This is a genomic window from Variovorax fucosicus (assembly GCF_030316825.1).
Lineage (GTDB): Bacteria > Pseudomonadota > Gammaproteobacteria > Burkholderiales > Burkholderiaceae_C > Variovorax > Variovorax fucosicus.
The window spans coordinates 746,080-771,738 of record NZ_JASZYU010000003.1 but is presented as its reverse complement, the minus strand read 5'-3'; the positions used below and the strand labels follow the sequence as shown (position 1 = coordinate 771,738).

Here is a 25,659-nt window from a genome sequence, read left to right as displayed (position 1 = left end):
GGCTCAGACGCCCCTGAAGCACACCGTTTCTTCGAGCGGTGCGCGATCCGTTTCCAGCGCATTGACCGGATGCGCCGGATCGGCCCAGCCGATCGACATGCCGGTGAACAGGATCCGCTCAGGCGGCAACTGCAGCGTGCGGCCGATGGTCTCGGGGTAGCGCGCCCAGCATTCCTGCGGGCAACTGTCGAGCCCTTCCTCGCGCAGCAGCAGCATCACGGTCTGCAGGTACATGCCGCAGTCGGACCATTGCGGCGGCCCCATGCGCCGATCCACCGAGCAGAACAGCGCCATCGGCGCGCCGAAAAAGGCGTAGTTGTTGGCGAGCCAGCGGCGCCGGGCGGCCTTGTCGTCGCGCGGAATGCCAAGCCTCGCGTACATGGCTTCCGCCACCTGAAAGCGCCGGTCGCGCCATGGCGAGGGCAGGGCGGGCGGATAAATGTCGTAGGCGGGCGTTTCCTGCACGCCGGCCTCCAGCCGTTGTTGCATCAGCGCCTTGAGCGCATCGAGCGGCTCGCCGGCCAGTACGTCGATGTGCCAGGGCTGCAGGTTGCCGCCCGAAGGTGCGCGTGCTGCGAGCGACAGCACCCGGCGGATGGTCTCGGCCGGCACGGGATTGGGAAGAAACGCCCGGGTCGAGCGGCGGGAGGTGACGGCTTCGTGGACGTGCATGGCGCGTCATTCTGGCCGAGATGAGAGACGAATCTGGCAGACTCAGGCCATGTCGTTCAAACTGCTCCATCGCCTCATGCAAGAGAAGCTTCCGGTTCACCTGACCGCGGGGGCGGACATCGACATGCTGCGCGTGCTCATGCTGGCCGGACTCGCCAAGGGCGAGATCGCGCCGCCGGTTCGCACCCTGTCCGGGCATGTGCAACCGCCCGCCGCCGTCACCGAGATCACGCAGATGGGCCGCATGATGGCCAACCGGTTTCCGGTGGAGCAGCGCAGCCGCTGACGGCGCGCCGGGACGGCGCCCGGCCTACCAGCCGAGGATCGATTTGAGCGCCAGCAGGAAGCCGAACATCAGCACCACGACGACGGCCGCCTTGACCCACATCGGGATGCCCGTTGCCGGGCGCACCGCGTCCAGGGTCTGAAACGAAGTCGTTCGGTCTTCGCGCTCGGGCCGGTCGCGCCACATGTCAGGTTTTGTATCCATGTAGCTAAATGTACTTACTTTTGAGGGCGAGTGGCCGGCTTCGCATCGAAGGCGTCCCCGGTTCGTGATAGCGTTCACCGCATGAAATCCCTTGACGACCTGATCAGGAAGCTCCCGCCGGGCGGGACGATCGTCGTCAGGGCAGAGATGATCGGCCTGAGCGCCAAGGCTTTCCAGGATCTCGCGCGGGAGATCCAGGCCGACGGCGGCGCCGACGACTGCGATTTCGTGAAAGCGCACCGTCTGGGCGAAACCAACTGGGCCCAGCTCGAGAAATCGCTGGAGGATTCCGGGCTGCCCGTGGACGCCATCACCCTGAGGCGGCACCGAAACTGACCGGTGTCAGCCGGTCGGCCAGCGCAGTGGCCGAACTTGAGTACTACCCACAAAGGAGTACTAAAGTGTGAAAAATTGTCTTGCAAGGTAAGCAATTGGTAATCACAATTGCTTACATGACACACCCAGCCCAGACCTCCCACGAATGGTGGAAAGACAAAGCCGACCCAACTGAATTGGCGGCTTTCACTCGATCCTACCGAGCCACCCAGCGCGAACTGAACGCCGCCGGTTGGCGCCGAAACGTGCTGCTCTGCATCCTGGCGGTTGCCATTCCGGTCGTAATCCGGCTGGTTACATCATGATGCACGATCCGTTGCCATTGCCGCGTCTGAGCACCTGGCAACTCAGGGCGCTGGCCAAGTCGGTGCGTCACCAGGCTGGTGCAAACGACCGGACCGCAGATTCTGTCGCCGCTGCGCTCGAGTCCGTCTCGCGCAGACGCACCGCCCGCCAGCCGCTGCTGCTGGCGCGCCGTGCGTTCACGGGGTTGCAGCGCCGGGTGTTGATGCTGGCCGGCGCTGGCGTCGATCTTGCTCATATTTGCCTTGCGGCCCGTGCCCTGCAGGTTGCGGCGTACGGAGAGCAGAAAGCCAACCGCAATCTTTCGAGCCAGGCTGCCCAGGGTGGGGCACCGGCCTCAACTCCGGGGAGCAAGGTCATGTCGTTGAGTCCGTCCGTTGTCAAACAGGCGTTCCTTGCGGTGGAAAACGGCAACGGGCTGTCGCCCGACGTCTGCAATGCGCTCGTTGAGCAAGGCTGGCTCGAGTGGGTCGACTTCGTCCATGGCACACCGATCGACGCGAACAGCCCCCGGTCGCTGCTCAGAATGACGCGGGAAGGCCGCAGGCTGTTCAGGGTAGAACGCGTTTCGCTGGACGAAGGCTCGGGCAGCGCGAATAGTCTGGCGGCCTGAGTCGCTCAGCGGGAGGCAGTTCGCGGCTGCGCTCGGCGCGCGCTCACTTGCGCCAGAACGAGGGGGTCAGCAACGCAATGAAGCTCAGCATCTCCAGCCGGCCGAGCACCATCGCGAACGTGCAGACCCACACCTGGAAGTTTGTCAGGCCGCCGAAATTGCCGGCCGGACCGATGGTGCCGAGGCCTGGGCCGGTGCAGTTCACGCTGGCCAGCACTGCACTGAAGGCCGTGACCGGGTCGAGGTCGGTCAGCACCAACAGCATGCTCAGCGAGATCGTGGTCACGCCGTAGACCAGCATGAAGGCCAGCACCGAGAAGATCACGCGGTGGTCGACCACCGTATTGCCGAGCGTCACCGGTTGAACCGCGCGCGGATGTACGAGGCGCGTCATCTCGCGCCGCGCCTGCTTCACAAGGATGAGAACCCGCACCATCTTGATGCCGCAGCCGGCAGAGCCTGCGCTGGTCGCCACGCTCGAGAGCAATAGCATGAAGAGCGGCGCGAACACCGGCCAGGCCAGGTAGTCGACGGTTGCAAACCCGGTCGTACTGCCGACCGAGATGGCGTGGAACACGCCATAGCGCAGCGCATCCACCGGCCCGTAGACGCCCTTGACCCACAGCACCAGCGCCACCAGCAGACCGCCGCCGACAAGCGCGATCAGCGTGGCACGCAACTCCGGATCGCGCCAGAAGCCGCGCCAGTGACCCTTTCGCATCGCAACGAAATACAGCGCAAAGTTGCAGCTGGCTGCGAGCATGAAAACCACCGCCACGCCTTCGAGCAGCGGCGACGCGAAGTGCGCAAAACTCGCGTCGTGCGACGAGAGCCCGCCCAGGCTCACCGTGGCAAACATGTGCATCACCGCGTCGATGGCCGTCATGCCACCGGCCCAGTACGCGAGGAAGCAGACCGCCGAGAACGTCGCGTAAATGCCCCAGAGCCCCTTGGCGGTTTCCTTCACGCGCGGCGTGAGCTTGCTGTCCTTGATCGGGCCGGCCACCTCGGCCTTGAAGAGCTGGCTGCCACCCACGCCCAGCAGCGGCAGGATGGCCACCGCCAGCACCAGGATCCCCATGCCGCCGAGCCATTGCAGAAAGGTGCGCCACACGTTGATCGACACCGGCAGCTCGTCCAGTTTGACGAGCACTGTCGCGCCCGTGGTCGTGAGGCCCGAGACCGCTTCGAAGTACGCATGCGTGAAGTTGATCGGCCGCCCGATCGCGTCGAGTGCCCACATCAGTGGCAGCGTGGCAAACAGCGGCAGCAGCACCCAGGTGAACGACACCAGGAAGATGCCGTGGCGCGGTTGCAGCTCGCGCTTGTGGCGGCGCAGGCCGCCCCACAACGCGGCCCCGCAGACAAACGAGATCGCGGAAGAAACAGCCCACACATGGCGCAGGCCGTCCGCGTGCGTCCACGAAATGACCCACGGTACGAACATGCCGAGCGAGAAGAAGGTCAAGAGCGCGCCGAGCACGCGCAACACCGGAAGGAAGTCGCTCATGGGACGAGGCCGGTCGTGTCAGAAGAAGGTGGCGCTCACGCGGAACAGCTTTTCCACCTCGCGCAGCTGGCGCTTGCGCGGCACGAAGATCACGACGTGGTCGTTGCTCTCGATCACGGTGTCGCCGCGCGCGATGATCACTTTCGCCGGCGTCGGCGGCGCCCCGCCGGCCGGAACCGCGCCGATCTCCGGCAACCCGCGCATGACCAGGCCGAACTGCGCGCCCTTGGGAAGCTGGATGTCCGAGATCTTGCGCCCGACCACGTGCGAGGTCTTGCGGTCGCCGCGCGCCACGATCTCCAGGGCCTCGGCCACGCCGCGTCGCAGGCTGTGTACCGCCTGCACGTCACCCTGCCGCACATAGGCCAGCAGCTCGCCGAGCATGGTCTGCGCGGGCGACAGCGCAATGTCGATCTGCGTGCCGTGCATCAGCTCTGCATAGCTGCGCCGGTTGATCAGCGCCAGCACGCGCCGCGCTCCCAGGCGCTTGGCCAGCAGGCTGGCCATGATGTTGTCCTCGTCGTCGCTGGTGAGCGAGAGGAACAGGTCGATGTCCTCGATGCCCTCGTCTTCCAGCAGGTCTTCATCGGTGCCGTCGCCGTGCAGCACCAGCACGCCGGTTGGCAGCTCGGAGGCGAGCAGCACGCAACGTGCGTGGTCGCGCTCCAGCAGCTTGATCTGGTATTTGCGGCCGGTCTCGATGAGTTGTCTTGCGAGGCGCAGCCCCACGCGGCCGCCGCCTGCGATCATGATGCGCTCGACGTCGCGACGACCGGTATGGTCGTCGCGGTGCAGCGCCGACAGGACCGATTGAAGGTGCTCACGCGCCGACAGCACGAACACCTCGTCGCCGGGCTCGATGAGCGTCTGGCCTTCGCACATGATGAAGCGGTCGGGCTCGTTCTCGAGCCGGCGGTAGATTGCGACGATGCGCATGTCGGCATCGGGCACGCACTCGCGCAGCTCGGCGATGCTGTGGCGTACCAACGGCGCGCCGGCCACAGCGCGCACCGCCACCAGACAGGCCAGCCCGTTCGCGAACTCGCGCACCTGCAGCGCCTCGGGATACTCGACCAGCTTGCCGATGTAGCGCGTCAGCGATTCCTCGGGGCAGATCACGCGATCGACGGCAAAGCCTTCCTTGCCGAGGAGCGGGCTGTCGTCCTTGAATGCATTGGAACGAACGCGCGCAATGCGCGTCGGAATGCCGAACACCTGGTGGGCGACCTTGCAGCAGACCAGGTTGGTTTCGTCCTGTGCAGCGCAGGCGATCAGCATGTCGGCATCGCGCGCACCGGCTTCGGCCAGCACGTCGGGCTCGATGCCGCTGCCCACCACGCCGCGCAGTTCGATGCGTTCCTCGAGTTCGCGCAGGCGCGCCGCGTCGGTGTCGATGACGGTGATGTCGTTTCGCTCCGACACCAGCGTGCCGGCCACGCTTTCGCCGATTCGGCCTGCGCCGAGGATGATGATTTTCACGTGATGTACTCCCCCAAGCCGTCTTATACGCCCCAAGGGAATCGCATATTCAAGGCACCCCTGGCGCCAGCACCTGCTGCATCGCCAGGCGGATCTGCGGCAGACGCTCCAGCGCCGTGCGCCGGCCACAGTCGACCATGGCCTCGGCCGCCGCAAAGTTGAAGCCTTCGCCGACCGGGATCGGAACGGTCAGCGACAGGTCGGCGCGATCGGCCTGGGCGGCGGCGTCCCACCAGCCCTGCAAGCGCCAGGCACCGCCCATCGCGGCGCGCAGGCCGAACGGGCGACGCAGTCGCTGTTCGAAGCGATCGGCGGCGCGCGCAGCATCGGGGGCCGCCTCGGGATAGGTGGGTCGGACCAGCGCGGCGAGCCTGAAGCCGCAGCCGCGCGCGGCGAGCAGGTCGACCGGCAGGCGCGACACGACTGCACCGTCGACGAATACCGAGTCGCCGAGCCGGACCGCGGCGAACACCCCCGGGATCGCCGCCGTGGCCTGTGCCGCCGGCGCCACGGCGCCGCTGTCGAGCACGGCACGCTTGCCCATCGTCAGGTTGGCCGCGACGACCGCGACCGGCAACCGCAACTGCGCAAACGTGGCATCGCCATACAGCTCGCGGGTGAGCGTCGTCATGCGCGATGCGGAGATGAGCGAGCCGCGTGGCAGCCATTGCATGCCCCTGGCGCGCGCGAAGTCCGCCACCACGCGCAGGACGTTCTCGGTCGCAGCGCGCGCGCTGCCGAATCGGGCAAAGGCCAGTGCCACGGCACCCCCCATGCTCGAGCCGCAAAGGAAGTCGATCGGCAGCCCATCGCTTTCCAGGACCTCGAGCACCCCCAGGTGCGCCAGCCCGGCAGCTGCGCCCACGCTCATGGCCACGCCCACCTCCCGGCCGCAAAGCCGCCGCACGAGGTGATCGAGCGCCGGCTGGCGCGCCCGCGACCAGTCGCCGCCCGATGCCGCAGCGTCGATCTCGTCGCGCGGCACCGCGTGGCACCAGCGCTGCAGTGCCGCCGCCGCGGAGAGCGCACCCGGGCGCCAGACGACGGGGGCGGCGTGCGTATCAGGGAGGCGACGCAGATCGTCCGCGGTGACCAGCAACGCGTCATCGGCATCGAGCTCCGCCAGCAACGCCGCGCTGCCGGCCAGGCCGCTACCGAGCAGCAGCACTGCGTCGCTCGGCCCAACGTCCCGCCAGCGGCGAATGCGCTGCGCGCCGCTTGCCGCGTCGTCGCGCGACTCGTCGTGCTCGGAGCCGGGCGCGTAGTGCTGCAAGCCGCGAGCAAGCGCCACCAGCAGGATCGGGTCGCCTTCCTCCCCCGTCGGCACCAGCACGACGCGCGGCCGTGCCGCCGCCGCACGGCGCGTCCGCTCGCGAAGGCGCAGCCCCAGCAAGGTCGCGACGTTGCGGAAGAACGCGACCTCCTGCGCCATCGCCTCCAAGAGAACGGGGGCCGAGAGGACCCAGGTTTGCACATCGCGCTGGGCGACGACGTTGGCCGAGACCGGATCGCCGGTCAGCGCCGACAGCTCGCCAAAGCACTGGGGCGGCAACAGCAGCAGCCGCCGGCCACCCCCGGCCAGCTCGACACGCACAGCGCCGTCGATCAGCCCGAACAGCTCGGCCGACGGCACGCCGGCGCGCAGGATGATGTCGCCCGCTTCGAAGCGACGCGTTTGCAGGTGTGGTTCAAGGGAGGCGAGCGCCTCTGACGAAATGCCGGCGAACAGCGGGTGCAGGGCGAGCGAAGGCGTCATCGCGCCAGGCCGAGCAGCAGGAACCCGCAACCTTCGGCGAGGACTGCGAGCGCCTCGGCCGGAAGCCGGCGGTTGCAAAGGGGCGGCGGTTCGGCGAGCATGGCCGTCAGTATGCCGCGGCGCGACGGCGCCTCGGTGCCCGACACCCATGCCGAAGATCGCCAAATCCGCCATCGTCATCCCGAGCAAGCTCGCCCCCGCCGCGCGGGAAGAGTTCATCGATGCGCTCTACAAGGTCCATTGCGAGGTGTTCGACGGCGTCAGCCGCGACTCGTTCGCGAAGTACGTGGTCGAGTCCCGGGCCGAGCACACCTGGATCAACGTGCACCGCAACCACGCAGGCGAGATCGTCGGCTACTTCGCGCTGCACATCTTCGAGCGTGAACTGGCCGGCAAGGCGAGCGCCATCTTTCGTGCCGAGGCCGGTTCGCTGCGCGCTTACCGGGGTGGCAATACCAACACGCGCTTCGGCCTCAAGCTCGGCGTGCCTTACCTGCTGCGCTACCCCGGGCGGCGCGTCTACTACCTCGGCTCGCTGGTGCACCCTTCGAGCTATTGCCTGTTTGCCAAGCACTTCGACGTGATCTGGCCGAGCACCCGGCATCCGCCGCCGCCGGCCGTGGTCGAGGTCATGGACGAGTTGGCAAACTCGTTCGGCCTCGAGCGCGTGACCTCCGACAACCCGCTTACTCGCCAGGTGCACTGGATCACGCGCGACTCCGAGGTCGAGCGCCACTACTGGCGCCAATCCAACAAGCCCGCGGCGCGCTTCTTCATCGAGGCCAACCCCGGCTACGGCAAAGGCGACGGACTCGTCACCCTCGCCAGGATCGACCCGCACAACCTCTGGCACATGATCTCGACCTTTTTCGGCGAGCGCTACGCGCGGCGCAGGGAGGGATTGACGGCGATGCTGTACCGCCTGCCCATCGGCCGCCAGTTGCTGCGCCCGGCCGAGGTCGTCCGGCGCCTCGAGGCGACCGCACTGTTCGGCTCATTCGGCGCACCCAGCCTGGCCACGCTGGCACGCAGCGCGCAAATCGTTGCGCTTCCCGCGGGAAGGATCGTCTTTCGTGCCGGCGACCCCGGCGACGAGCTCTACGTGATTGCGCGCGGCGCCGTCTATGTGCTGGCCGATCTCGGGGGCGCAGGCGAAGGCGAAGACGAAGACGCCATCATCGACGAGCTGGCCAGCGGCGACATGTTCGGCGAGATCGCCATGCTCAGCGGCGAACGGCGCAGTGCCTCGCTGCGCACCGCCACCGCCACGCTGCTCATCCAGATTTCGCGCGCGGCGTTGTTCTCCATCCTCGAAGCGCACCCGAAACTGAGCGAGATCCTCTGGAAGAACTTCGCGGCGCGGCGCTTCGACGACTGCGTGCGTGGCCTGCCGACGTGGAAGACGATGGAGCGCGCGGCGCGGCTGGCGGTCGTCGACACGGGGCAGCACCGGCCGCTGGCCGCCGGCGAGCGCGCCGAGGTGAGCGCCGGCGAGCTCTTGCTCGTGCTGCTGGGCACCGTGCAGGTCGAGCAGGTTGGCACATCGACCGTCGTGCGCGCGCCCGCCTTCTTCGATACGAAGCAGGCGCTGGCAGTGACGGCCATTGGCGCGGCGCGCATCGTGCGCATCGCGCGTTGATGGCTACAAGTCGTTCTCGGACACGAACACCGATTGCAGCCACAGCGAAACGCCTTGCCACAGGCTCGCGTGCGGCTCGTCGTGCCGCACCTGCGTCTTGCCGCTGTCGTCGCGCAGATGCCATTCGACCGTCTGGCCGTCTTCACCAAGCTGGAGCCGGTACATGCTTGCGAAGGCATCGGCGCGCAGCAGGCTGAGCGCCTGAAGCGTGAGCGCCGCGCAGTCGATGGTGACGCCCAACTCGGTGTTCAGCACCGCCGAGCGAAGATCGAGGTTGACCGAGCCCACCACCATCCAGCGCCGGTCCACGCCCACCACCTTGGCGTGCAGGCGCGGCGTGGACTTGCCGAAGGCTCCGAATCTGTCCGACCGCCGCACCAGTTCGGGACCGAACTCGTACAGCTGTACGCCCAGTTTCAGCATCTCGGGGCGGTAGCGTGAGTAGGAGCGGTACACAAGCGGCTCGTCGGTGGAGCCCAGTGAGTTGGTGACGATGAGCACCCGCGTGCCGCGCTGCTGGGCCTCCCGCATCATGCGCAGGCCGACCGGGCCGGGCAGGAAATATGGATTGACGACGACCACCTCCTCGCGCGCGCCGGCGATCACGTCGAGCTTGGCGCGCATCGCCCGGGTGGCCTTGTTCGTGTCCACCGGGCCGACCACCTTGTCGGGCGGGTCGTCGTGCACGCGGGCCGTGCCGGGCAGCAACTGCAAGCGGCCCTGCGCGATCTGCGCGCGCACCGTGCTCTGGCCCAGGTGGTCGCGCGGCGGCACGTTCGGCGGAGGGCCGGCGATCTCTTTCAGCCGCATGTCGAAGTCGGCGCGCCGCTCGGCGGGTTTCATGACGCGTTCCAACGCATGCAGCCGCTGCTCCAGCGCCCACACCTGTTCGCTGTTCCAGTAGCGGTCGAAGCTCGCCGACAGCTCGGGCACGACCGCGCCGGCGGAGAGCACGTCGAGGTCGATGAAGTTGGCTTGGCCGTGGCGCGTGAAGTATTCGTCGGCGATGTTGCGCCCGCCGTAGACGGCAAACTGGTTGTCGGCGACGAAGAGCTTGTTGTGCATGCGGTGGTTGACACGCGCGTAGTCGTGCAGCGACATCAGCATGCGACCGATCGGCGTGCCGTAGCGCGCCGGCAGCGGGTTGAACAGGCGCACCTCCACGTTCGGATACGCGGCCAGCCCGCGCAGCAGGAGGTACAGCTCGCCGGCGTAGTAGTCGTCCACCAGCAGCCGCACGCGCACGCCGCGCAGCGCGGCATCCCGCAGCGCCGCGAGGAACGCGGCGCCGGCCGTATCGGCATGGATGTGGTAGTACTGCGCATCGATGGAGCGTGTGGCCGCCTCGGCCAGCGCAAGGCGTGCATCGAAGGCCATCTCGCCGCTGGGTAACAGCCTGAAGCCCGTGTCGCCTCCGGGTGCATCGGCCAGACTCGCCTCAGCGATGCGCCCGAGGGGCGTGACGTCGGTAACGGCGATGGCGTTGCTGGCAGGCTGCGCGATGCGCGGCGGCAGCGTTGTGCAGCCGGCGAGCAGCAGCACGAAGAGGGCGGTCAACCAGCGTTTCATGGCCTCGGTTCCCAACCGCATCGCCTGGAAGCGAGCGTTTGCCGCAATTCTGACCCCATCCACGGGGCAGCGGAAGGTCCGTAACAGAGATGACTTGTTGCGTGGATAGATTGCGCGACCATGTCGTCCCTCCTGTCATCTGCCCGTCCGTTCGCCATCTCCCTCGTCGCAGCACTCTGCCTTTCGGCATGCGGTGGTGGCGGCAGCAGCGGCGGCGCCTCGTTTCCCATTGTCAGCACACCGCCCGCAGCCACCAATCCGCCTGCGGTCGTCGAGGTGGCCGGCCCGCCCAAGGATCTGGGCTTTACCGACACCGCGCCCGCACCCGACCCGGCCGCGACACCGCCCTTCGTCGACAACGTGGCGACCAACCAGCGCGGCGATGCGCGCTACGCCACCAAGGAAACCAATGCGGGCGTGCGCGTGGTGGCCGGCTTTCTCGACTTCTGGCAGCCCAGCACGTTGATCGTGGATGCGGGCGTGTCGGCCTCGGCGCAAGCGGGCTTTCCGGCCGTGGTGGCTTCCACCTGGAGCGGCATTCCCGGCGATTCCAGCGACGGCAAGGTTCTGAACGCGGCGGTGTTGAACAGCAACATCCAGTACGTTGTAGACGCCACCAACGCGCGCACCGCCGCCCAGGAACTGGCCGCCTACCTGGACGACCGCCGCGGCAAGGGCTACAGCATCAGCGATGGCATGGGCCCGCTCACGGCCGCCTGGCGCACCGCCACGCAGCAAAGCACCACCATCACAAGCATCGCCTCCGACGCGACCACCGTGCTCTACAACGATGGCGGCAGCGACATCGGCGTGCCCGGTGCGGCCAACCCGAGCTTCGGCACCGTGGTGGATCTGCTCAACAACATCGGCGAGAACGGTTCCACCGAGCCCGCCAAGCGCTACTACAAGTACGCGCGGCCATGGCGCTGGAGCAGCAGCGTCAAGGTGGTGCCGGCGCTGGAGCCCGCCAAGAGCAGCACGCCCACGACCGACGGCGGCTTCGTGAGCGGCCACACGGCCGAGGCCGTGCGCAAGTCCGTCGCCTTCGCCTACGTCGTGCCCCAGCGCTTCCAGGAGATGGTGGCGCGTGGCCTCGAGCTCGGCGAGAACCGCATCCTCTCTGGCATGCATTCGCCGCTGGACGTGGTCGGCGGCCGGGTGCAGGGCCATGCCGTCGCGGCCGCAAGCCTGGCCACCGGCGCCAACGTCGCGCGCAAGAGCGCGGCCTACGCGCAGGCACAGGCGGTGCTCATGGCCGCGGTGGGTGCAGCCGATGCGGCCGCGTTCAACGACTTCGCACACTCGCAAGATGCCGCGACCGATCGTTTCGCGGACCACGCTGCCAGCAAGGCCGCCTACCTGCGTCGCATGACCTTCGGCTTCAAGCAGGTCGGCGACGCCACCAAGCCGGCCGTGGTGCCCAAGGGCGCCGAGGTGCTGCTTGAAACGCGGCTTCCGTACCTCGACGCGACACAGCGCCGCGTGGTGCTCAAGACCACGGCCGTGCCCTCGGGCTACCCGGTGATGGACGACCCCGAAGGGTGGGGCCGCCTGAACCTGTTCGATGCGGCAGATGGCTACGGCGTCTTCAACGGCGACGTGGTCGTGACGATGGATGCCAGCCTCGGCGGCTTCAACGCCATGGACAGCTGGCGCAACAACATCTCCGGCGCCGGCAAGCTCAGCAAGCGTGGCAGCGGGACGCTCAGGCTCGGTGGCGACAACAGCTATGCCGGCGGCACCCAACTGGTGGCCGGCACGCTGCAGGCCGATTCGGCAGCCGCCTTCGGCGCGGGCAATGTCTATGCGGGCGGCGGCACGCTGATCTGCAACGCGCCTTCGCTCGTGACGATGAAAGGCGCCTACACCCAGCTGGCCGATGCCACGCTGCAGCTGAACATCGGCAGCAACGGCGCCGGCCGCTTGAGTGTTGCGGGCGTAGCGGCCCTGGGCGGCACGTTGAACGTGACCTTCAAGCCCGGCGCCGCGCCTAGGGTGGGCGATACGCTCACGCTGGTTTCCAGCGGTGTGCTGACGGGCAGGTTTTCGGCTATCAATGTGCAGGGGTTCAAGGTCACGCCGACTTATACGGGCACGGAACTCCTTTTGCACATCGATGCTTGACGCCATACCGATGGCGGCGGCGACTCGGAGGTGGACAGGGGGAATTTCCCGTTCGGTTAAGGGTTGTCCAACACCTGCCCTCAGGCCATTGTCATGCTCGGCATCGCGGTCTCACACTGGCAGGTGTCGGACAACCCTTAACCAAAGCGGAACTGGCTGAATCCCGACAGCAGACGTTCAACGTTTGAGTTAACCGTCGCTGCGCGCGAACTACGAGCGTTCATCGTCAAGGACTTTTGAGACCCCAACTAAGTAGGCCATGGAATTCTTGCGTGCAAGATTTCGCCGCTGCACGTAGTAATCGACCACCGACGGAACTGCGGGAGCTAGCGCGCCCGCAAATGCGGCCAACGCAGTGGGAAGACTCAAGCTACTGAAGTATGCAAGCGACATGGTCGGTACTTCCCACTTGGTCACCGTCTTTAGTAGATCTCCAAAGAGCTTGTCGCGCGCACAAGCCATTTCGGATCGAAGCTCCAGCATTCGCGGTCTAACTTCACTTACGATGAGTCGGGCTGCCTCGGCACCAAACCGCTCTATCGGAACATCGACAAGCTTCTGTGCCAAACGCTCGACTTCTAGGGACCATGAACCATACGCCTCCTTGGCGGTGGTCCTGTACTCGAACAAGTCCTTCATTTTTAGGCGCGCGAGCGTTTCGTCTGGGAGAACAGACTTGGTGATCGCGAGCCCAAGTAGCGACGCGGTCGCGGCGGGCTGTGAGACATATGCAGCGTCAGAGGCACGTAGAGCAATCAGGCGGCAGAAGTACGGATCGTCAGCGACCGGACTCAGTCCAGTGGCTTCCGCAACAATTAGCGCGTTAGTCACTTGAATGGATGCCTCGATTAGCAGGGTCGCAAACGTCTGACGGCGACCTTCTGCCGTGTCCGGTACATAGAGCAGCTTGGGCTCCGTTGGAGCTCCGTACTTTCCCTCATACAACGCGGCGTCTTTGACTAGCTCGTCAAGTACTTGCCGCCCTGTGCCCCAACCGTAGTTCGCCTCAAGTTGAACCAAGCGCTGCTGGAACGTGACGTCGGCTTTCAGCCCGTCAAGCACGATCCGCAAGAAGTTCGCGTCCCTCAGGTCCGTCTCAACGTATCTAAGGTATAGATCACGTCTTTGGCCCTCTGGAGGTGCGTGTACGGAGAACTTGACCGGAGCGGCCTCGATCTGAAACCGTCGAAACTCGGAGTCGCGACCTACCGTTCCAAAGTTGCCAACTTTGACTGAAGGACGATCCATGAACGCGATCTCGTCCGCCAGCAGCACCAGACGCTGCAGCGTCTCGAAGCTGCAGATAGTTCCTCCAGAATACAGGACGCGCATAGGATCTCTTTTGCGAAGGCTAATGTTCGAGTTGAGCCGCCCGCGGAGGAAGGCTTTGTAAGCCTGGACTGAGAAAATGTACCGCGTACCTCAGGCCGAGCTTACAAAGCCTGCCGTAGTGGGTGGGCTCGAACGAGGGGTTAGGCGTCACTCGTGTCCGTTTGCCGATTCTTCGGCATCAGCTTGCAGGGGCGGAAACCTTTCGAGCAATTTAGACCAGTCTGCGACGCGGCCCGACGTATCCGAGAATCGCTTGAAAGATGGCGCGAGACGCTCCCCAGCTCGTTTCAAGGAGCGTGAGGCCTTGCCGATTTCAATCGCATTAACGCGCATTGCATTTGAGCCTTCTATGCTGGATCGGGCGGCATCGCAGAGATTCTTGACCTGAAGGGGAAAATCTGGGACTGCTGCAAGCTGATCTGGCTCCTCCGCAAGGCGCCCAAGCAGGTACTGAATACCTGGTTCGATGCGATCTACGGTGCGAGCAAACTCACCAGATACAACCTCAAGACGGGCAGCCTGTTCGTTGAGCTTCGTTGCTGCGAGCTCAGCAATCGCTAGACGCACCGAGGCTCCACCTCCGCGCGCCTCTGCCTGACGAATGCTCGCTGTCGCTTCCGTGTAGACGGCGATAATGTCTTCAATGATGGAAGCTGCTGCAACCATTGTCTGCACCAGGGACTGTGTTCCCGTTTCCATTTCAGCAAATAGTTCAAGGAAACCTGGTGCGTCTTCGTCGCTGGCCGGGCTCGCGACGCCAGTTGTTTGAGGGTCGGGCTCCTTTTGTTCTATTGAGGGCGCCTCGAACCAAATGCGGGTTGCCGTGACTGGGTCGCCGCCCGTATCGAGGTTTGCGGCCAGGGATTTGGAAAGATCCTTTCTCGCTTGAACAATTCCTGCTTCGGTTCGCTTGAACATGATGGTCCTGATCGCCGCGACGTCGAATGGAAGCCTACCCTTCTCTCCAATCTGAATTGTCACGCGACCCGTGGTGTGGCGAAGTCCGAGCTCATACATGACATTCGGATTCGCACCAGTCAGATCTGCAATGACAACGGGGCAATCGCGGAGCTGCCGAAAAATCTGCTCAGGTATCTCTCCCGTCCGAGTGATCATGTCAGCTCGGACAGCTTCAAGACCGAACGCCGTGCACGCGGGAGCTATTACGTCTTCGAAAACTTGGATACCCTCTTCATAAGATGTGCGGGCGGGACTTCCATCCTCCGCATCCTTATCTCCGATTGGTCCGATGACGAAGGCCTTCATTGCGGGCGTACTGATTTGTGTATTCATGGGCAGGGTAGCGAAAGCGCTTGCATGTGTGGATGTTATCGGTGAGGACACGACACCCTTCGTCATTGGCACGCACCACCACGACTGCGCGCGAGCCTCGGCTCGATGCCGCGGAAGTGAAGGTCGGCACCACCGAAGAGTACGCCAGAGCAGCCGTTTACCAACTAAAGCGCACGAATACTCACCGCTTCCGAGATCGCGTTTTGGCCTTCAAAGACATCGAGATTTTCAGACAGTTGGTAGTCGGCTATGCATCTGTCGCCATGCAACCCGCGTAGTCGCTGTCCACGCCGGATCGAAGAAGTGCGCACAGGTTCGGCTACAGAGGGGTCGGGATTCTGCAATCGTGTTGACAGTTCAATGTGATCACCACCTTTGAAGTCTGACGGCAGGCGTCCGGGCGCAGGAAGCGCTGCATGCCAGGCCAGGCACTCGTGATATGCGGAATAGTAGGCGCGACCAATGATCGCTCTAACGCGCGCCTCTGAAGGACGCGGATGGTTCGCAAGCTCGCGGGCCAGCGACAGCACATCTGAAGGATGTAACGCCATTTCAGTTCGTCTCCACTGCGACGGCAGTACCTAGAAAGCGGATCGAAAGTGGAACGTCAGTCAGACCTTCTCCGATAACTTGGTCGATAAGCTCGCCATTCAACCGCGAGGCTTCATCTGGCGATACTTCAATTCGATACCGAATGCCGACACATTGCATCTCATGGTCGTAAGTGAATCGTGGCGATTCCTCTAGCCAGAACATCTGTTGCTTTCGCAAGAGGGCGCCAGCAATGTCCAAGACATGTGAGAACCGCGAGTCCGGGACTGCGATTCGTGTAGCGATACCCGCAATCTGTCGAATCTGTGAAATCTGCCGGACACTGCTGAGATCAATGCCCGCCGCCTCTGCGCGCGCCAATAAATGTGCAGCGAACTTGAGCCCGCCACTTCCCACGACCATGGGCAAGCCAACGCCGATATTCATGCGCTCGACAGAGACTAGCGTTTCGCACTCCGCGAGGGCTCGGCTTGCGTACCCGAGGTTCATAAAAATCGGAATGCGAGCGCCGGCCATCTCAATCTCGCTAAAGCCCGACGTTTCCGCGCGAGCGAGAAAACGCTCTGCTCCTTCCAGATCACCGGTTAGATGGGCCAAAATCGCAAATCCAGCGAACGCCCGTGCTCGTCCTGCAGTCATGGCTTTCTGGAGCTCGTCCGACCAGGCCAGAATTCGCTCGTCATCGGCCGGAAGGTAGTGCGGCAGTGCATAAAGGGTTCGGGCTACCTCGGACTCCACTCTGCTAGTCACGGTCATGGAAATGGGGGCACTCATCCTTGGATTGTGGGGCATTGGCGCAATCAGATGCCGCACCACAAGTGTCCGCCGTTCCTGATCTGCGCCGTACGAACAGGCCGATGGGTCGCCATGGCGATGGTGCTTCGGCGCGCCGGGAGTGTGACAAAGGCCGCTGACAGCGGCGGGCATTGCGGCGATGATTTGCCATGACTCCCGAACTCCACATCAGCAAGGTTCACCGCGGCCTCTATGAAGCGCGGCTCCTCGACGGCCACGAGGAGCTCTTCGAATCGACGCTTCACGAGTCGATAGCCGATGCCATCAAGGAAACTGGCTCGACTTTCCCGAACGAGATCTCAGCGTTCCTTGAGGTTCGCTATGTGGACGTGTCGATTGGCACCCAGTCTCTGGCGAAGATGCGAGGCGAGTCCGGCGCGCTTGCTGATCGCCTGGTGGAACTTGCGGCCGCGGTGTGGCACTCCGAAGAGGAGCGCGACGCGAAAGCCAGGGCGGCTGAGTAGCTACCGGCAATGACCGAATTCCCGTTTCTGTTCTGGTTCGCCATCGTGATTGCGGCCGTCGTCGTGATCGTGGTCGCGCGCAGCAAGGCCTCCGCACAACGGAGCCCCAAACCGCGCCCCGTCGCCAGAGCCAGCGCGGGGCGCGAGCTCGTCAACAGCAACTCGCCGCCGCACCACTGGGCATCAATCGGCGAATTTGCATTCAGCGTCGTCGGCGAGTCCCACTATCAAGATGCGCTCAAGAAAATCGCGGGCGACCACGGCAAGGCCAAGGCACGCGTCGAATGCATTGCCCGATTGATGCCCGACGACGCGAACAAATTCGACGACAAGGCGGTCGCGGTGCTCGTCGGCGCTGCACAGGTTGGAAACCTCAGCCGGGAAGATGCTCGACGCTTTCGCCGTCGTCTCGGCCAGAAGGGTCTGGGCAGTCAAATCACAAGCTGCGACGCCGTCGTGCTGGGAGGTGGGGAGTGGAGGGGAGAGCCGCGCATGTATGGCATGCAGCTTGATCTGAAGCCATTCGATTGATGGAGCCGCGCGAATCATCCCAGCCCATAGGCCGCCTGCCGAATCAAGCGGAGCCTCCGCCGCGATCTGCTGACGGGTTCGGCGATGAATCTGGCCTTCCACGGAGATGTGGAGGTTGCCAGCTCTGATCACGGCAACGCCCATACATGACCGAACATGGCTGATTGCTTACGCCAAATCATTGATCTATATCGAGAAAATGACCGCACACGGCGCATCATGATTTCTTGATATGGCCTGTCCGGAGGGGATCGAACCCCCGACAACCTGCTTAGAAGGCAGGTGCTCTATCCAACTGAGCTACGGACAGAAGTGGCTTCAAGGATAGAACGAACCTTGGCGCGGGGTTCGTTCAAAGAGAAAAAGAAAAAAGTGGTCGGGGCGAAAGGATTCGAACCTTCGACCCTCTGGTCCCAAACCAGATGCGCTACCAGGCTGCGCTACGCCCCGACGAGCCTTCGATTCTAACCTGCCGAATCAGCGCTTCTGATATTGCGTCTTGCCGAAAAGAATGTCGCGTTCCTTTTCGCTGGTGAGCGGCTTGCGCAGGTCGGCCAAGACTTTCACGCCGCGCTGCACGGCGGGGCGGGCTGCGATGCCGTCGAACCAGGCCTTGAGGTGGGGGTACTCGGTCAGCGTGATGCCCTGGTTCTCCCAGCTGCGCAGCCACGGGAAGATCGCGATGTCGGCAATCGAATAGGTCTTGCCGGCGATGAACTTGTTGGCCGACAGCTGCTTGTCGATCACGCCGTAGAGGCGCTTGGCCTCGTTGCTGTAGCGGTCGATGGCGTAGGGGAGTTTTTCGGGCGCATACATGCGGAAGTGGTGGGCCTGGCCGAGCATGGGCCCGACGCCGCCCATCTGGAACATCAGCCACTGCAGCACGTCGTAGCGCGCGCGGTCGCCGGTGGGCATGAGCTTGCCGGTCTTGCCGGCCAGGTACACCAGGATCGCGCCCGACTCGAACAGCGAGATCGGCTTGCCGTCCGGGCCGGCCGGGTCGGTGATCGCGGGGATCTTGTTGTTGGGGCTGATCTTCAAGAAGGCCGGCTCGAACTGGTCGCCGCGGCCGATGTTGACGGGGTGCGCCACGTAGGGGAGGCGGCATTCCTCCAGCATGATGTGGATCTTGTGGCCGTTGGGCGTGGGCCACGAATAAACGTCGATGGGGGCTTGTTGGGTCATGGCGGGCAGCATATCCGCGGCCCGGATTTCCTGCTGGCTGGCTGGCTCAGTCAGGCCGTGGTCGTCGCACCCGACAGGTGCTGGTGGATCAGCGCCACCACGGCCGCCCCCTCGCCAATGGCGCCACCGACGCGCTTGACCGAGCCCGAGCGCACATCGCCCACCGCGAACACGCCGGGCACGCTCGATTCGAGCGCGGCGGCCGGCCGTGCCGGGAAGCCGCCGCTGGCCGGCTGGCCGGTCAGCACGAAGCCGTGCCGATCGACCGCCACGCCGCAGCCGTCGAGCCAGGTGGTTTCAGGCTCGGCACCGACAAACAGGAAGATGTTGCGCGCCGCGCAGTCGTGTTCCGTGCCGGTGCGGTGGTCGCGCCAGGTGGCGCCGTTCAGGCCCGTTTCGGGGTCGCCGTGCAGGCCGCTCAACTCGGTGTGCGGGTGCAGTTCGATGTTGGGCGTGGCTTCGATGCGGTCGATCAGGTAGCGCGACATGCTGGCCGCGAGCGACGGCCCGCGCACCAGCACGTTGACCTTGGCCGCGTGCTGCGACAGGAACACCGCGGCCTGGCCGGCCGAATTGCCGCCGCCGACCAGCCCGACCTCCTGCTGCGCGCACAGCTTGGCTTCGAGCGCCGATGCCCAGAACCAGATGCCGCGGCCTTCGAAATCGGCCAGACGCGGAACGGCAGGGCGCCTGTAGCGCGCGCCACTGGCGATCACCACGGTTCGGGAGCGCAGTTGGCGGCCGTCTTCGAGCGTGATCGACAGCTCGCCGCTACGGTGCGCCTTGCTGCAGTCCATCGACACCACCTTGGTCGGGATCAGCATCTCGGCGCCGAACTTCTGCGCCTGTACATAGGCCCGGCCCGCAAGCGCGCCACCCGAGATGCCGGTCGGAAAGCCGAGGTAGTTTTCAATGCGGGCGCTGGCGCCCGCCTGGCCGCCGTAGGAGCGGCAGTCGAGCACGATCACGCGCAGGCCTTCTGAGGCTGCATAGACTGCCGTCGCGAGGCCGGCGGGGCCGGCACCGACCACCACCACGTCGAACAGTTCGGCGTGCTCCTCGCTGTCGATCATGCCGAGGCAGCGCGCCAGCGCGTCTTCGGTCGGGTTCATCAGCACCGCGCCGTTCGGGCACACCACCAGCAGCCGGGCCTCGCCGTACTGCTCGAGCAGGGCTGCGGCATCGGCGTCCTGCGTGGCGTCGACCACGTGGTACGGATAGCCGTTCCGGCTCAGAAAGTTTTGCAGGCGGCGCACGTCGGGCGAGTCGGGCGGCCCGATCAGCACCGGGCCGCTCGCGCCGGCTTCGATCAGCGCCACGCGCCGCAGGATGAGTGCGCGCACCAGTCGCTCGCCGAGATCCGCCTCGGCAATGATCAGCGCCCGCAACTGGTCAGGTGGCACCAGCAGCGTTTCGACTTCGCCCATCGCATGGCCGTCGACCAGGGCAGCGTGGCCCGACAGCTGTCCCACCTCGGCCAGGAAGTGCCCGGGGCCCTGTTCGGCGATCGGCGTCACGTTGCCGAGGCCGTCGCGCTGCGTGATCGCCACCACGCCCTTCAGCACGACGTACATGCCCGGGCCGGGTTCGCCGGCGCGGAACAGGCAGGAATCGGCAGGGTAGTGCCGCTGCGTGCCGAAGCGCGCGATGCGCGCGATATCGGCGGCGTTCAACACCGGAAACATCTGGTGCCGGCGGGTTTCGACTTCGATCGGGGCTTCGTTGGGCATGCGCTATTAGACGATGTTCACGCATTTGCCATGGTGCTGACACGGGCTTTTCATGTGCCGTCACCAGACTCCGGTGCAACCAATGCCCAAGGATCATGGATGAAAGAGTTGCCCAACCCGATGTTCGCCATTTCGCAACTGGGGCTGCGCGGCGTGCTGCAGCCTGCAGTGCCGGTGCGGCCGCAGATGCCGTTGCCGGTGGAGGCGAACGGCATCACCGTGCACTGGGCCCGGCACCAGGATGAAGTGCGCGCCGCACAGCGTCTGCGCTTCGAGGTTTTTGCTGGCGAAATGGGCGCGCGCCTGAACACGCCGATCGCCGGCCACGACGTCGACCTGTTCGACGATTTCTGCGAGCACCTGCTGGTGCGGGACGCTGCCACGCGCATGGTCATCGGCACCTACCGCGTGCTCACGCCGGCCCAGGCGCGCCGTGTCGGCGGCACCTACAGCGACACTGAATTCGACCTCACGCGGCTGCGTTCGCTGCGCGAGCGTATGGTCGAACTGGGGCGCAGCTGCGTGCACGCCGAGCATCGGCAGGGCGGCGTGATCATGGCGCTGTGGGGCGCGCTGGCGGGCTTCATGCACCGCAACAAGCTCGACACCATGATCGGCTGCGCCAGCATTCCGATGTGCCACCACGGCGTGGCCGGTGGCGATGCGGCGGCCAGCATCTGGCGGCAGCTGTCGGCCACGCACCTGGCGCCGATCCAGTACCAGGTGCAGCCGCGCCTGCCGCTGCCGGTGGATCGGCTCGATGGCGCGCTGCAGGTCGAGCCGCCGGCGCTGATCAAGGGCTATCTGCGGCTCGGCGCCAAGGTGCTGGGCGCACCGGCCTGGGATCCCGATTTCAACACCGCCGACCTGCCGATGCTGATGCGCATCGAAGACCTTCCGGCACGCTACCGCAAGCATTTTCTGGGCAATTGACGGGGCGGATCCTGTCATGAGATCGTCATATGTTTGTCATATGGTCGGTTTCCGCGTGCCCCCGGCGCCTTGTTCCAGAATCCATACCATGCAGCTTGCCGCCAACGATCCGGTTCATCAAGAAGCCGCCCCGCTACCCGTTCTCACGCTGCTCGACCGCGACCACGCCATCCTGGCCTTCAACGAGCGCGTGCTCGACTGGGCCTACCGGCCCGAAGTGCCGCTGATCGAGCGGCTGCGCTACCTGTGCATCGTGTCGTCCAACCTGGACGAGTTCTTCGAGGTGCGTACCGCGCCGCACCTGATCGCGGCCGGCACGGGCGACCACACCGGCAGCTACACCGTCCAATCGTTCGAGGCGCTGTCGGCCGCGGCGCACAGCCTGGTGGCGCGCCAGTACGCGCTCTACAACGACGAGCTGATGCCGACCTTTGCCGAACGCGGCATCCAGATGATCTCGCACGGCGAGCGCAACCCGGCGCAGCGCAAGTGGGTGCATGAGTACTTCGAGCGCGAGGTGCGGCCGCTGCTGATTCCGGTCGGGCTCGATCCTGCGCATCCGTTTCCGCAGGTGGCCAACAAGTCGCTCAACTTCATCGTGCGGCTGGCCGGCAAGGACGCCTTCGGGCGCGAGAACCCGATCGCCATCGTCAAGGTGCCGCGCGTGCTGCCGCGCGTGATCCGCATGCCGGCCAAGCTGTCGGGCGGCAAGACGCTGTGCGTGGCGCTGTCGAGCATCGTGCGTGCGCACCTGTCGAGCATGTTCACCGGGCGCGAGGTCGGCGACTTCTCGCAGTTTCGGGTGACGCGCCATTCCGACCTCGCGGTCGACGAAGAAGACGTCAAGAACCTGCGCACCGCACTGCGCCAGGGGCTGCAGCACCGGCACTACGGCCAGGCCGTGCGGCTCGAGGTGTCGGCCAGCTGCGCCGAATCGCTTGCGGGCTTCCTGCTGGCGCAGTTCAACCTGCCGGCACAGGCGCTGTACCGCGTGCATGGGCCGGTGAACCTGGCGCGCCTCACGCAGATGATCGACCTGATCGACGAACCCGCGTTGCTGTTCCCGCCGTACCTGCCGTCGTACCCGGTCACGCTGTCGCCGGGCCAGTCGTTCTTCGACCGGCTGCAGCGCGGCGACGCACTGATCCACCAGCCCTTCGAGAGCTTCGACGGGGTGCTGGCCTTCCTGCGCGAGGCGGTCTACGACCCCGACGTGCTGGCCATCAAGCAGACCATCTACCGCACCGGCACCGATTCGGCGCTCATGGACTTGCTACGCGAGGGCGTGCGGCGCGGCAAGGAGGTCACCGTCGTGGTCGAGCTCAAGGCGCGCTTCGACGAAGAAGCCAACATCAACTGGGCCGAGATGCTGGAATCGATCGGCGCGCAGGTGGTGTATGGCGTGGTCGGGCTCAAGACGCACGCCAAGATGCTGCTGGTCACGCGCCGCGAGGGCAAACAGCTGCGCCGCTACGGCCACCTCTCCACCGGCAACTACAACCCGCGCACCGCGCGGCTCTACACCGACATCAGCCACCTCACGGCCGACCCGCTGCTCACCGCCGACATGGAAGCGGTGTTCGTGCACATGGCCAGCCAGAGCAAGCTGCCCAAGCTCAACCGCATGTGGTTGGCCCCGTTCGACCTGCACAAGAACCTGGTGGCGCAGATCGATGCGCTCGGCGTCGCCGCCACGGCGGGCCGCCAGACGCGCATCGTCGCCAAGATGAACGCGCTGACCGACGAGGCGCTGATCGCCGCGCTGGTGCGGGCCGGGCAGAAGGGCGTGAAGATCGACCTGATCGTGCGCGGCGCCTGCACGCTGCCCGCGCAGGTGCCGGGGCTCACCGACAACATCCGCGTGCGTTCGGTGATCGGCCGCTTCCTGGAGCATTCACGCGTTTTCTACTTCCGCAACGGCGAGGACGAAAGCCTCTACCTGTCGAGCGCCGACTGGATGAACCGCAACATGATGCGGCGCGTCGAGATCGCCTGGCCGGTGACCGACCCGAGCCTGCGCCAGCGCCTGATCGACGAATGCCTGGTGGCCTACCTGCACGACGGCCGCGATGCCTGGGATCTCGGCCCGGACGGCCGCTACCACCGCGTCGATCGCGACACCCACAGCCACGAGGCGGGCGCCTCGCGCTCAATCGAAGCCCACGGTGCGCAAAGCGCGCTGATGGGCCGCTATGCCTCGCGCGGCCTGCGTCGCGCCGCGGCAAGGGACTGATGATTTTTATTCGAGGACTGGACTGATGGATCTGATCTTCTGGCGCCATGCCGAAGCCGAGGACTGGACGGAGGGCTGCGACGACATGCAGCGCTCCCTGACCTCCCGCGGCGAGAAGCAGGCCAAGCGCATGGCGTCCTGGCTGGACCGCCAGTTGCCCGAGGGCACGCGCATCATTTCAAGCCCGGCACGGCGCTGCGAGCAAACGGTGCTGGCGCTCGGGCGCAAATACAAGCTGCGCGCCGAGCTGAGTCCCGACACCACGGCCGATACGCTGCTGGCGGCGGCCGGCTGGCCGAACGGCAAGTCGGTGGTGCTGCTGGTCGGCCACCAGCCGTCGCTCGGCCAGTCGATCGCCATGCTGCTCGGCTTGCAAAGCGACAGCTGCCAGGTGCGCAAGGGTGCGGTCTGGTGGATTCGCACGCGCGAGCGCGATGGCGACGTGCAGACCGTCGTGGTCGCGGTGCAGTCGCCCGAGCTGCTCTAGCAGCCTTCAGCCGCCGCGCAGTTCGACGGCCCAGTTGGTCTTCTGCCAGGCCAGCACTTCTTCGCGCAGCAGGTGCGCCGATTGCGGAAAGCGTTCCGACCAACCCGGCCGGCAAACGATGCTGAAGCTGCGGCCGTCGGGCGCGTCGAGCTTGAGCGCATTGGCCTCCGGGTCGCGTCGCGCGTGGCAAAGGATCACCGCCAGCCGCAGCGCCAGCAACTGGCGCGCGAAGGTTTCGTCGTCCAGCAGGGGGCCGAGCTTGCGCAGCTTGCCGCGGTGCCCCAGCACCAGCTGGCCCAGCGCATGCAGCTCGTTCACGGCAAAGCCGGGTGCGTCGGCGTTGTCGAGGATGTAGGCGCCGTGCTTGTGGTACTCGCTGTGCGAGATCTGCGTGCCGATCTCGTGCAACTGCGTGGCCCAGTCGAGCTTGCGCAGCGCCCGGCCAGCGCGGTGGGTGGTGCGGGCGCCGCGGGCGGTCGGGTCGAGCTGCACGAACAGCGCGGCAGCGGTTTCGCCGACGCGCTGCGCCTGCGCCGCATCGACCGTGAAGCGGGTGGCGAGCCGCGCCACGGTGGCGGCTCGCAAATCGGCCACGCCCTCGTCTCGTTCCAGCAACTCGTACAGCACGCCATGGCGCAACGCGCCCTGGGCCACGCGCATCTGGTCGATGTCGAGCAGATCGAACACGGCGCGCAGCACGCTCACGCCACCGCCGATCACGGCCTTGCGGTCTTCGCGCATGCCCTCGATGCGCAGCTTGTCGGCGCTGCCGGCCTTGAGCAGCCGGTCGAGCAGCCAGTCGAGCCCGGCGCGCGTCACCAGGCCGGGCTCGTTGCCGGCCGCGGCCAGCACGTCGCCAACCGCGCCGATGGTGCCCGACGCGCCATAGGCCACGTCCCACTGGTCGCGCGTGTAGCTGCTCAAGGCCTCGTCGAGCACCGCCTTGGCCGCGACTTCGGCGGCGCGGAAGGCGGCGACGGTGAACTGGCCTTCGGCAAAGTGCTTCATCGACCAGGCCACGCTGCCGACGCGGTAAGACTCCATCACCTGCGCCTGCAGCGCCTGGCCGAGGATCATTTCGGTGGAGCGGCCGCCGATGTCGACCACCAGGCGGCGCTCCCGGTCGGACGCATCGGTCTGCGGCAGCGCGTGTGCGACGCCAAGGTAAATGAGCCGTGCTTCTTCGCGGCCCGGAATCACGTCGATGCCGAAACCGAGCACGGTGCGCGCCCGCAGCAGGAATTCGTCCCGGTTGCGCGCTTCGCGCAGCGTCTGGGTGGCGACGGCCCGCACCTGAGAGCGCTTGAAGCCGGCCAGCCGCTCGCCGAAACGCGCAAGCGTGTCCCAGCCGCGTTGCATGGCTTCGGGCGTGAGGTTGCGTGCGCTGTCGAGGCCGTTGCCCTGGCGCACGGTTTCCTTCAGGTATTCGGTGCGGTGGATCTGGCCATGGTCGAGTTGACCGATTTCGAGGCGAAAGCTGTTCGAGCCGAGATCGACCGCGGCGAGACGGGTACCGTTTTGCATGGAAAAGAGAGAAAAGGAGGCACCCGCATGGTAGCCGCCGCAGCGGTGCGATCCTGTGACGGTTGTGTGACACGGTCACGCAGCGGAGCACCCGGCCGACCTCCTTTTC

23 protein-coding genes and 2 tRNA genes are annotated in these 25,659 nt (G+C 65.6%); 11 read left to right on the top strand and 14 right to left on the bottom strand.

What is annotated here, in order from left to right; genetic code table 11:
* Positions 1-3: 3 nt before the first annotated feature.
* The gene (locus QTI05_RS21100; protein ID WP_286620718.1) at positions 4-672 is read right to left on the bottom strand and encodes a nitroreductase; all 669 of its coding nucleotides are present in this window, start codon (positions 670-672) and stop codon (positions 4-6) included.
* A gap of 76 nt (positions 673-748) precedes the next feature.
* Between QTI05_RS21100 and QTI05_RS21095 the strand changes: the two genes are divergently transcribed.
* A complete protein-coding gene (locus QTI05_RS21095) occupies positions 749-958 on the top strand; it encodes a hypothetical protein (protein ID WP_286544939.1) in 210 nt (69 codons plus the stop codon).
* 24 nt (positions 959-982) lie between these two features.
* Here the strand turns inward: QTI05_RS21095 and QTI05_RS21090 are convergent, their stop codons facing one another.
* Positions 983-1,162 (bottom strand): hypothetical protein, encoded by a 180-nt coding sequence (locus QTI05_RS21090; RefSeq protein ID WP_286544937.1) that lies wholly within the window; start codon positions 1,160-1,162, stop codon positions 983-985.
* An 81-nt stretch (positions 1,163-1,243) separates the two neighbouring features.
* Between QTI05_RS21090 and QTI05_RS21085 the strand changes: the two genes are divergently transcribed.
* Positions 1,244-1,498 carry a hypothetical protein gene (locus QTI05_RS21085; RefSeq protein ID WP_286544936.1) on the top strand — a complete coding sequence of 85 codons (255 nt, stop codon included), beginning with the start codon at positions 1,244-1,246 and terminating at the stop codon, positions 1,496-1,498.
* Between the two features lie 301 nt (positions 1,499-1,799).
* Entirely contained in the window at positions 1,800-2,414 is a 615-nt protein-coding gene (locus tag QTI05_RS21080; protein WP_286620716.1) for a hypothetical protein, read from the top strand.
* 43 nt (positions 2,415-2,457) lie between these two features.
* Here the strand turns inward: QTI05_RS21080 and QTI05_RS21075 are convergent, their stop codons facing one another.
* Genes QTI05_RS21075 through QTI05_RS21065 form a run of 3 tightly spaced genes read right to left on the bottom strand, consistent with a single transcriptional unit; the run spans position 2,458 to position 7,159 of the window.
* Complete coding sequence (locus tag QTI05_RS21075) at positions 2,458-3,924, bottom strand: TrkH family potassium uptake protein (RefSeq protein WP_286620714.1); 1,467 nt, start codon at positions 3,922-3,924, stop codon at positions 2,458-2,460.
* 18 nt (positions 3,925-3,942) lie between these two features.
* On the bottom strand, positions 3,943-5,403 hold the full coding sequence (trkA, locus tag QTI05_RS21070; protein WP_286620712.1) for a Trk system potassium transporter TrkA: 1,461 nt from the start codon (positions 5,401-5,403) through the stop codon (positions 3,943-3,945).
* A gap of 49 nt (positions 5,404-5,452) precedes the next feature.
* Entirely contained in the window at positions 5,453-7,159 is a 1,707-nt protein-coding gene (locus QTI05_RS21065) for a cyclic nucleotide-binding and patatin-like phospholipase domain-containing protein (RefSeq protein WP_286620711.1), read from the bottom strand.
* A gap of 148 nt (positions 7,160-7,307) precedes the next feature.
* Here QTI05_RS21065 and QTI05_RS21060 point away from each other — a divergent pair, with 148 nt between their 5' ends.
* Complete coding sequence (locus QTI05_RS21060; RefSeq protein WP_286620709.1) at positions 7,308-8,798, top strand: cyclic nucleotide-binding domain-containing protein; 1,491 nt, start codon at positions 7,308-7,310, stop codon at positions 8,796-8,798.
* Positions 8,799-8,801: 3 nt separating this feature from the next.
* Here QTI05_RS21060 and QTI05_RS21055 read toward each other — a convergent pair whose 3' ends face one another.
* Positions 8,802-10,367, bottom strand: a complete 1,566-nt coding sequence (locus QTI05_RS21055) for a phospholipase D family protein (protein ID WP_286620707.1) — start codon at positions 10,365-10,367, stop codon at positions 8,802-8,804.
* Between the two features lie 120 nt (positions 10,368-10,487).
* Here QTI05_RS21055 and QTI05_RS21050 point away from each other — a divergent pair, with 120 nt between their 5' ends.
* Positions 10,488-12,491, top strand: coding sequence for an acid phosphatase (locus QTI05_RS21050; protein ID WP_286620705.1), 2,004 nt, complete (start codon positions 10,488-10,490; stop codon positions 12,489-12,491).
* A gap of 210 nt (positions 12,492-12,701) precedes the next feature.
* On the opposite strand, the gene QTI05_RS21045 is transcribed toward QTI05_RS21050, so the two are convergent.
* The gene (locus QTI05_RS21045; protein ID WP_286620704.1) at positions 12,702-13,823 is read right to left on the bottom strand and encodes a hypothetical protein; all 1,122 of its coding nucleotides are present in this window, start codon (positions 13,821-13,823) and stop codon (positions 12,702-12,704) included.
* 147 nt (positions 13,824-13,970) lie between these two features.
* Entirely contained in the window at positions 13,971-15,116 is a 1,146-nt protein-coding gene (locus QTI05_RS21040; RefSeq protein WP_286620702.1) for a hypothetical protein, read from the bottom strand.
* Between the two features lie 65 nt (positions 15,117-15,181).
* On the opposite strand from QTI05_RS21040, the gene QTI05_RS21035 reads away from it, so the two are divergent.
* Complete coding sequence (locus QTI05_RS21035; RefSeq protein WP_286620700.1) at positions 15,182-15,394, top strand: hypothetical protein; 213 nt, start codon at positions 15,182-15,184, stop codon at positions 15,392-15,394.
* A gap of 274 nt (positions 15,395-15,668) precedes the next feature.
* Here the strand turns inward: QTI05_RS21035 and QTI05_RS21030 are convergent, their stop codons facing one another.
* Positions 15,669-16,442: a hypothetical protein gene (locus tag QTI05_RS21030; protein ID WP_286620698.1), complete on the bottom strand. Its 774-nt coding sequence runs from the start codon at positions 16,440-16,442 to the stop codon at positions 15,669-15,671.
* A gap of 170 nt (positions 16,443-16,612) precedes the next feature.
* On the opposite strand from QTI05_RS21030, the gene QTI05_RS21025 reads away from it, so the two are divergent.
* Both QTI05_RS21025 and QTI05_RS21020 read left to right on the top strand, forming a co-directional pair.
* Positions 16,613-16,927 (top strand): hypothetical protein, encoded by a 315-nt coding sequence (locus QTI05_RS21025; protein ID WP_286620696.1) that lies wholly within the window; start codon positions 16,613-16,615, stop codon positions 16,925-16,927.
* 9 nt (positions 16,928-16,936) lie between these two features.
* A complete protein-coding gene (locus tag QTI05_RS21020; protein ID WP_286620694.1) occupies positions 16,937-17,458 on the top strand; it encodes a hypothetical protein in 522 nt (173 codons plus the stop codon).
* Positions 17,459-17,691: 233 nt separating this feature from the next.
* Here the strand turns inward: QTI05_RS21020 and QTI05_RS21015 are convergent.
* The 4 genes from QTI05_RS21015 to QTI05_RS21000 all read right to left on the bottom strand — a co-directional run bounded on the left by QTI05_RS21015 (position 17,692) and on the right by QTI05_RS21000 (position 20,373).
* Positions 17,692-17,768 (bottom strand) — tRNA-Arg (locus tag QTI05_RS21015).
* Positions 17,769-17,831: 63 nt separating this feature from the next.
* Positions 17,832-17,908 (bottom strand) — tRNA-Pro (locus tag QTI05_RS21010).
* A gap of 27 nt (positions 17,909-17,935) precedes the next feature.
* Positions 17,936-18,643, bottom strand: coding sequence for a glutathione binding-like protein (locus QTI05_RS21005; protein ID WP_286544919.1), 708 nt, complete (start codon positions 18,641-18,643; stop codon positions 17,936-17,938).
* 50 nt (positions 18,644-18,693) lie between these two features.
* Positions 18,694-20,373 carry an FAD-dependent oxidoreductase gene (locus QTI05_RS21000; protein ID WP_286620693.1) on the bottom strand — a complete coding sequence of 560 codons (1,680 nt, stop codon included), beginning with the start codon at positions 20,371-20,373 and terminating at the stop codon, positions 18,694-18,696.
* Positions 20,374-20,472: 99 nt separating this feature from the next.
* Here QTI05_RS21000 and QTI05_RS20995 point away from each other — a divergent pair, with 99 nt between their 5' ends.
* From QTI05_RS20995 to QTI05_RS20985, 3 genes are all read left to right on the top strand, one after another.
* On the top strand, positions 20,473-21,306 hold the full coding sequence (locus QTI05_RS20995) for a GNAT family N-acetyltransferase (RefSeq protein ID WP_286544915.1): 834 nt from the start codon (positions 20,473-20,475) through the stop codon (positions 21,304-21,306).
* 88 nt (positions 21,307-21,394) lie between these two features.
* Positions 21,395-23,539: a polyphosphate kinase 1 gene (gene ppk1 / locus QTI05_RS20990; protein WP_286544913.1), complete on the top strand. Its 2,145-nt coding sequence runs from the start codon at positions 21,395-21,397 to the stop codon at positions 23,537-23,539.
* 25 nt (positions 23,540-23,564) lie between these two features.
* The gene (locus QTI05_RS20985) at positions 23,565-24,026 is read left to right on the top strand and encodes a SixA phosphatase family protein (RefSeq protein ID WP_286544912.1); all 462 of its coding nucleotides are present in this window, start codon (positions 23,565-23,567) and stop codon (positions 24,024-24,026) included.
* Positions 24,027-24,032: 6 nt separating this feature from the next.
* On the opposite strand, the gene QTI05_RS20980 is transcribed toward QTI05_RS20985, so the two are convergent.
* The gene (locus QTI05_RS20980) at positions 24,033-25,550 is read right to left on the bottom strand and encodes a Ppx/GppA phosphatase family protein (RefSeq protein WP_286620691.1); all 1,518 of its coding nucleotides are present in this window, start codon (positions 25,548-25,550) and stop codon (positions 24,033-24,035) included.
* Between the last annotated feature and the right edge of the window lie 109 nt (positions 25,551-25,659).

What these genes read in the sequence shown, in the direction of transcription:
- QTI05_RS21025 (WP_286620696.1), top strand. Translation starts at nt 16,613, where the DNA reads ATGACTCCCGAACTCCACATCAGCAAGGTTCACCGCGGCCTCTATGAA.
- QTI05_RS21040 (WP_286620702.1), bottom strand. Translation starts at nt 15,116, where the DNA reads ATGAATACACAAATCAGTACGCCCGCAATGAAGGCCTTCGTCATCGGA.
- QTI05_RS20995 (WP_286544915.1), top strand. Translation starts at nt 20,473, where the DNA reads ATGAAAGAGTTGCCCAACCCGATGTTCGCCATTTCGCAACTGGGGCTG.
- QTI05_RS20985 (WP_286544912.1), top strand. Translation starts at nt 23,565, where the DNA reads ATGGATCTGATCTTCTGGCGCCATGCCGAAGCCGAGGACTGGACGGAG.
- QTI05_RS21020 (WP_286620694.1), top strand. Translation starts at nt 16,937, where the DNA reads ATGACCGAATTCCCGTTTCTGTTCTGGTTCGCCATCGTGATTGCGGCC.
- QTI05_RS21065 (WP_286620711.1), bottom strand. Translation starts at nt 7,159, where the DNA reads ATGACGCCTTCGCTCGCCCTGCACCCGCTGTTCGCCGGCATTTCGTCA.
- QTI05_RS21100 (WP_286620718.1), bottom strand. Translation starts at nt 672, where the DNA reads ATGCACGTCCACGAAGCCGTCACCTCCCGCCGCTCGACCCGGGCGTTT.
- QTI05_RS21090 (WP_286544937.1), bottom strand. Translation starts at nt 1,162, where the DNA reads ATGGATACAAAACCTGACATGTGGCGCGACCGGCCCGAGCGCGAAGAC.
- QTI05_RS20980 (WP_286620691.1), bottom strand. Translation starts at nt 25,550, where the DNA reads ATGCAAAACGGTACCCGTCTCGCCGCGGTCGATCTCGGCTCGAACAGC.
- QTI05_RS21045 (WP_286620704.1), bottom strand. Translation starts at nt 13,823, where the DNA reads ATGCGCGTCCTGTATTCTGGAGGAACTATCTGCAGCTTCGAGACGCTG.
- QTI05_RS21050 (WP_286620705.1), top strand. Translation starts at nt 10,488, where the DNA reads ATGTCGTCCCTCCTGTCATCTGCCCGTCCGTTCGCCATCTCCCTCGTC.
- QTI05_RS21075 (WP_286620714.1), bottom strand. Translation starts at nt 3,924, where the DNA reads ATGAGCGACTTCCTTCCGGTGTTGCGCGTGCTCGGCGCGCTCTTGACC.
- QTI05_RS21095 (WP_286544939.1), top strand. Translation starts at nt 749, where the DNA reads ATGCAAGAGAAGCTTCCGGTTCACCTGACCGCGGGGGCGGACATCGAC.
- QTI05_RS21060 (WP_286620709.1), top strand. Translation starts at nt 7,308, where the DNA reads ATGCCGAAGATCGCCAAATCCGCCATCGTCATCCCGAGCAAGCTCGCC.
- QTI05_RS21055 (WP_286620707.1), bottom strand. Translation starts at nt 10,367, where the DNA reads ATGAAACGCTGGTTGACCGCCCTCTTCGTGCTGCTGCTCGCCGGCTGC.
- QTI05_RS21085 (WP_286544936.1), top strand. Translation starts at nt 1,244, where the DNA reads ATGAAATCCCTTGACGACCTGATCAGGAAGCTCCCGCCGGGCGGGACG.
- QTI05_RS21030 (WP_286620698.1), bottom strand. Translation starts at nt 16,442, where the DNA reads ATGAGTGCCCCCATTTCCATGACCGTGACTAGCAGAGTGGAGTCCGAG.
- QTI05_RS21005 (WP_286544919.1), bottom strand. Translation starts at nt 18,643, where the DNA reads ATGACCCAACAAGCCCCCATCGACGTTTATTCGTGGCCCACGCCCAAC.
- ppk1 (WP_286544913.1), top strand. Translation starts at nt 21,395, where the DNA reads ATGCAGCTTGCCGCCAACGATCCGGTTCATCAAGAAGCCGCCCCGCTA.
- QTI05_RS21080 (WP_286620716.1), top strand. Translation starts at nt 1,800, where the DNA reads ATGATGCACGATCCGTTGCCATTGCCGCGTCTGAGCACCTGGCAACTC.
- QTI05_RS21000 (WP_286620693.1), bottom strand. Translation starts at nt 20,373, where the DNA reads ATGCCCAACGAAGCCCCGATCGAAGTCGAAACCCGCCGGCACCAGATG.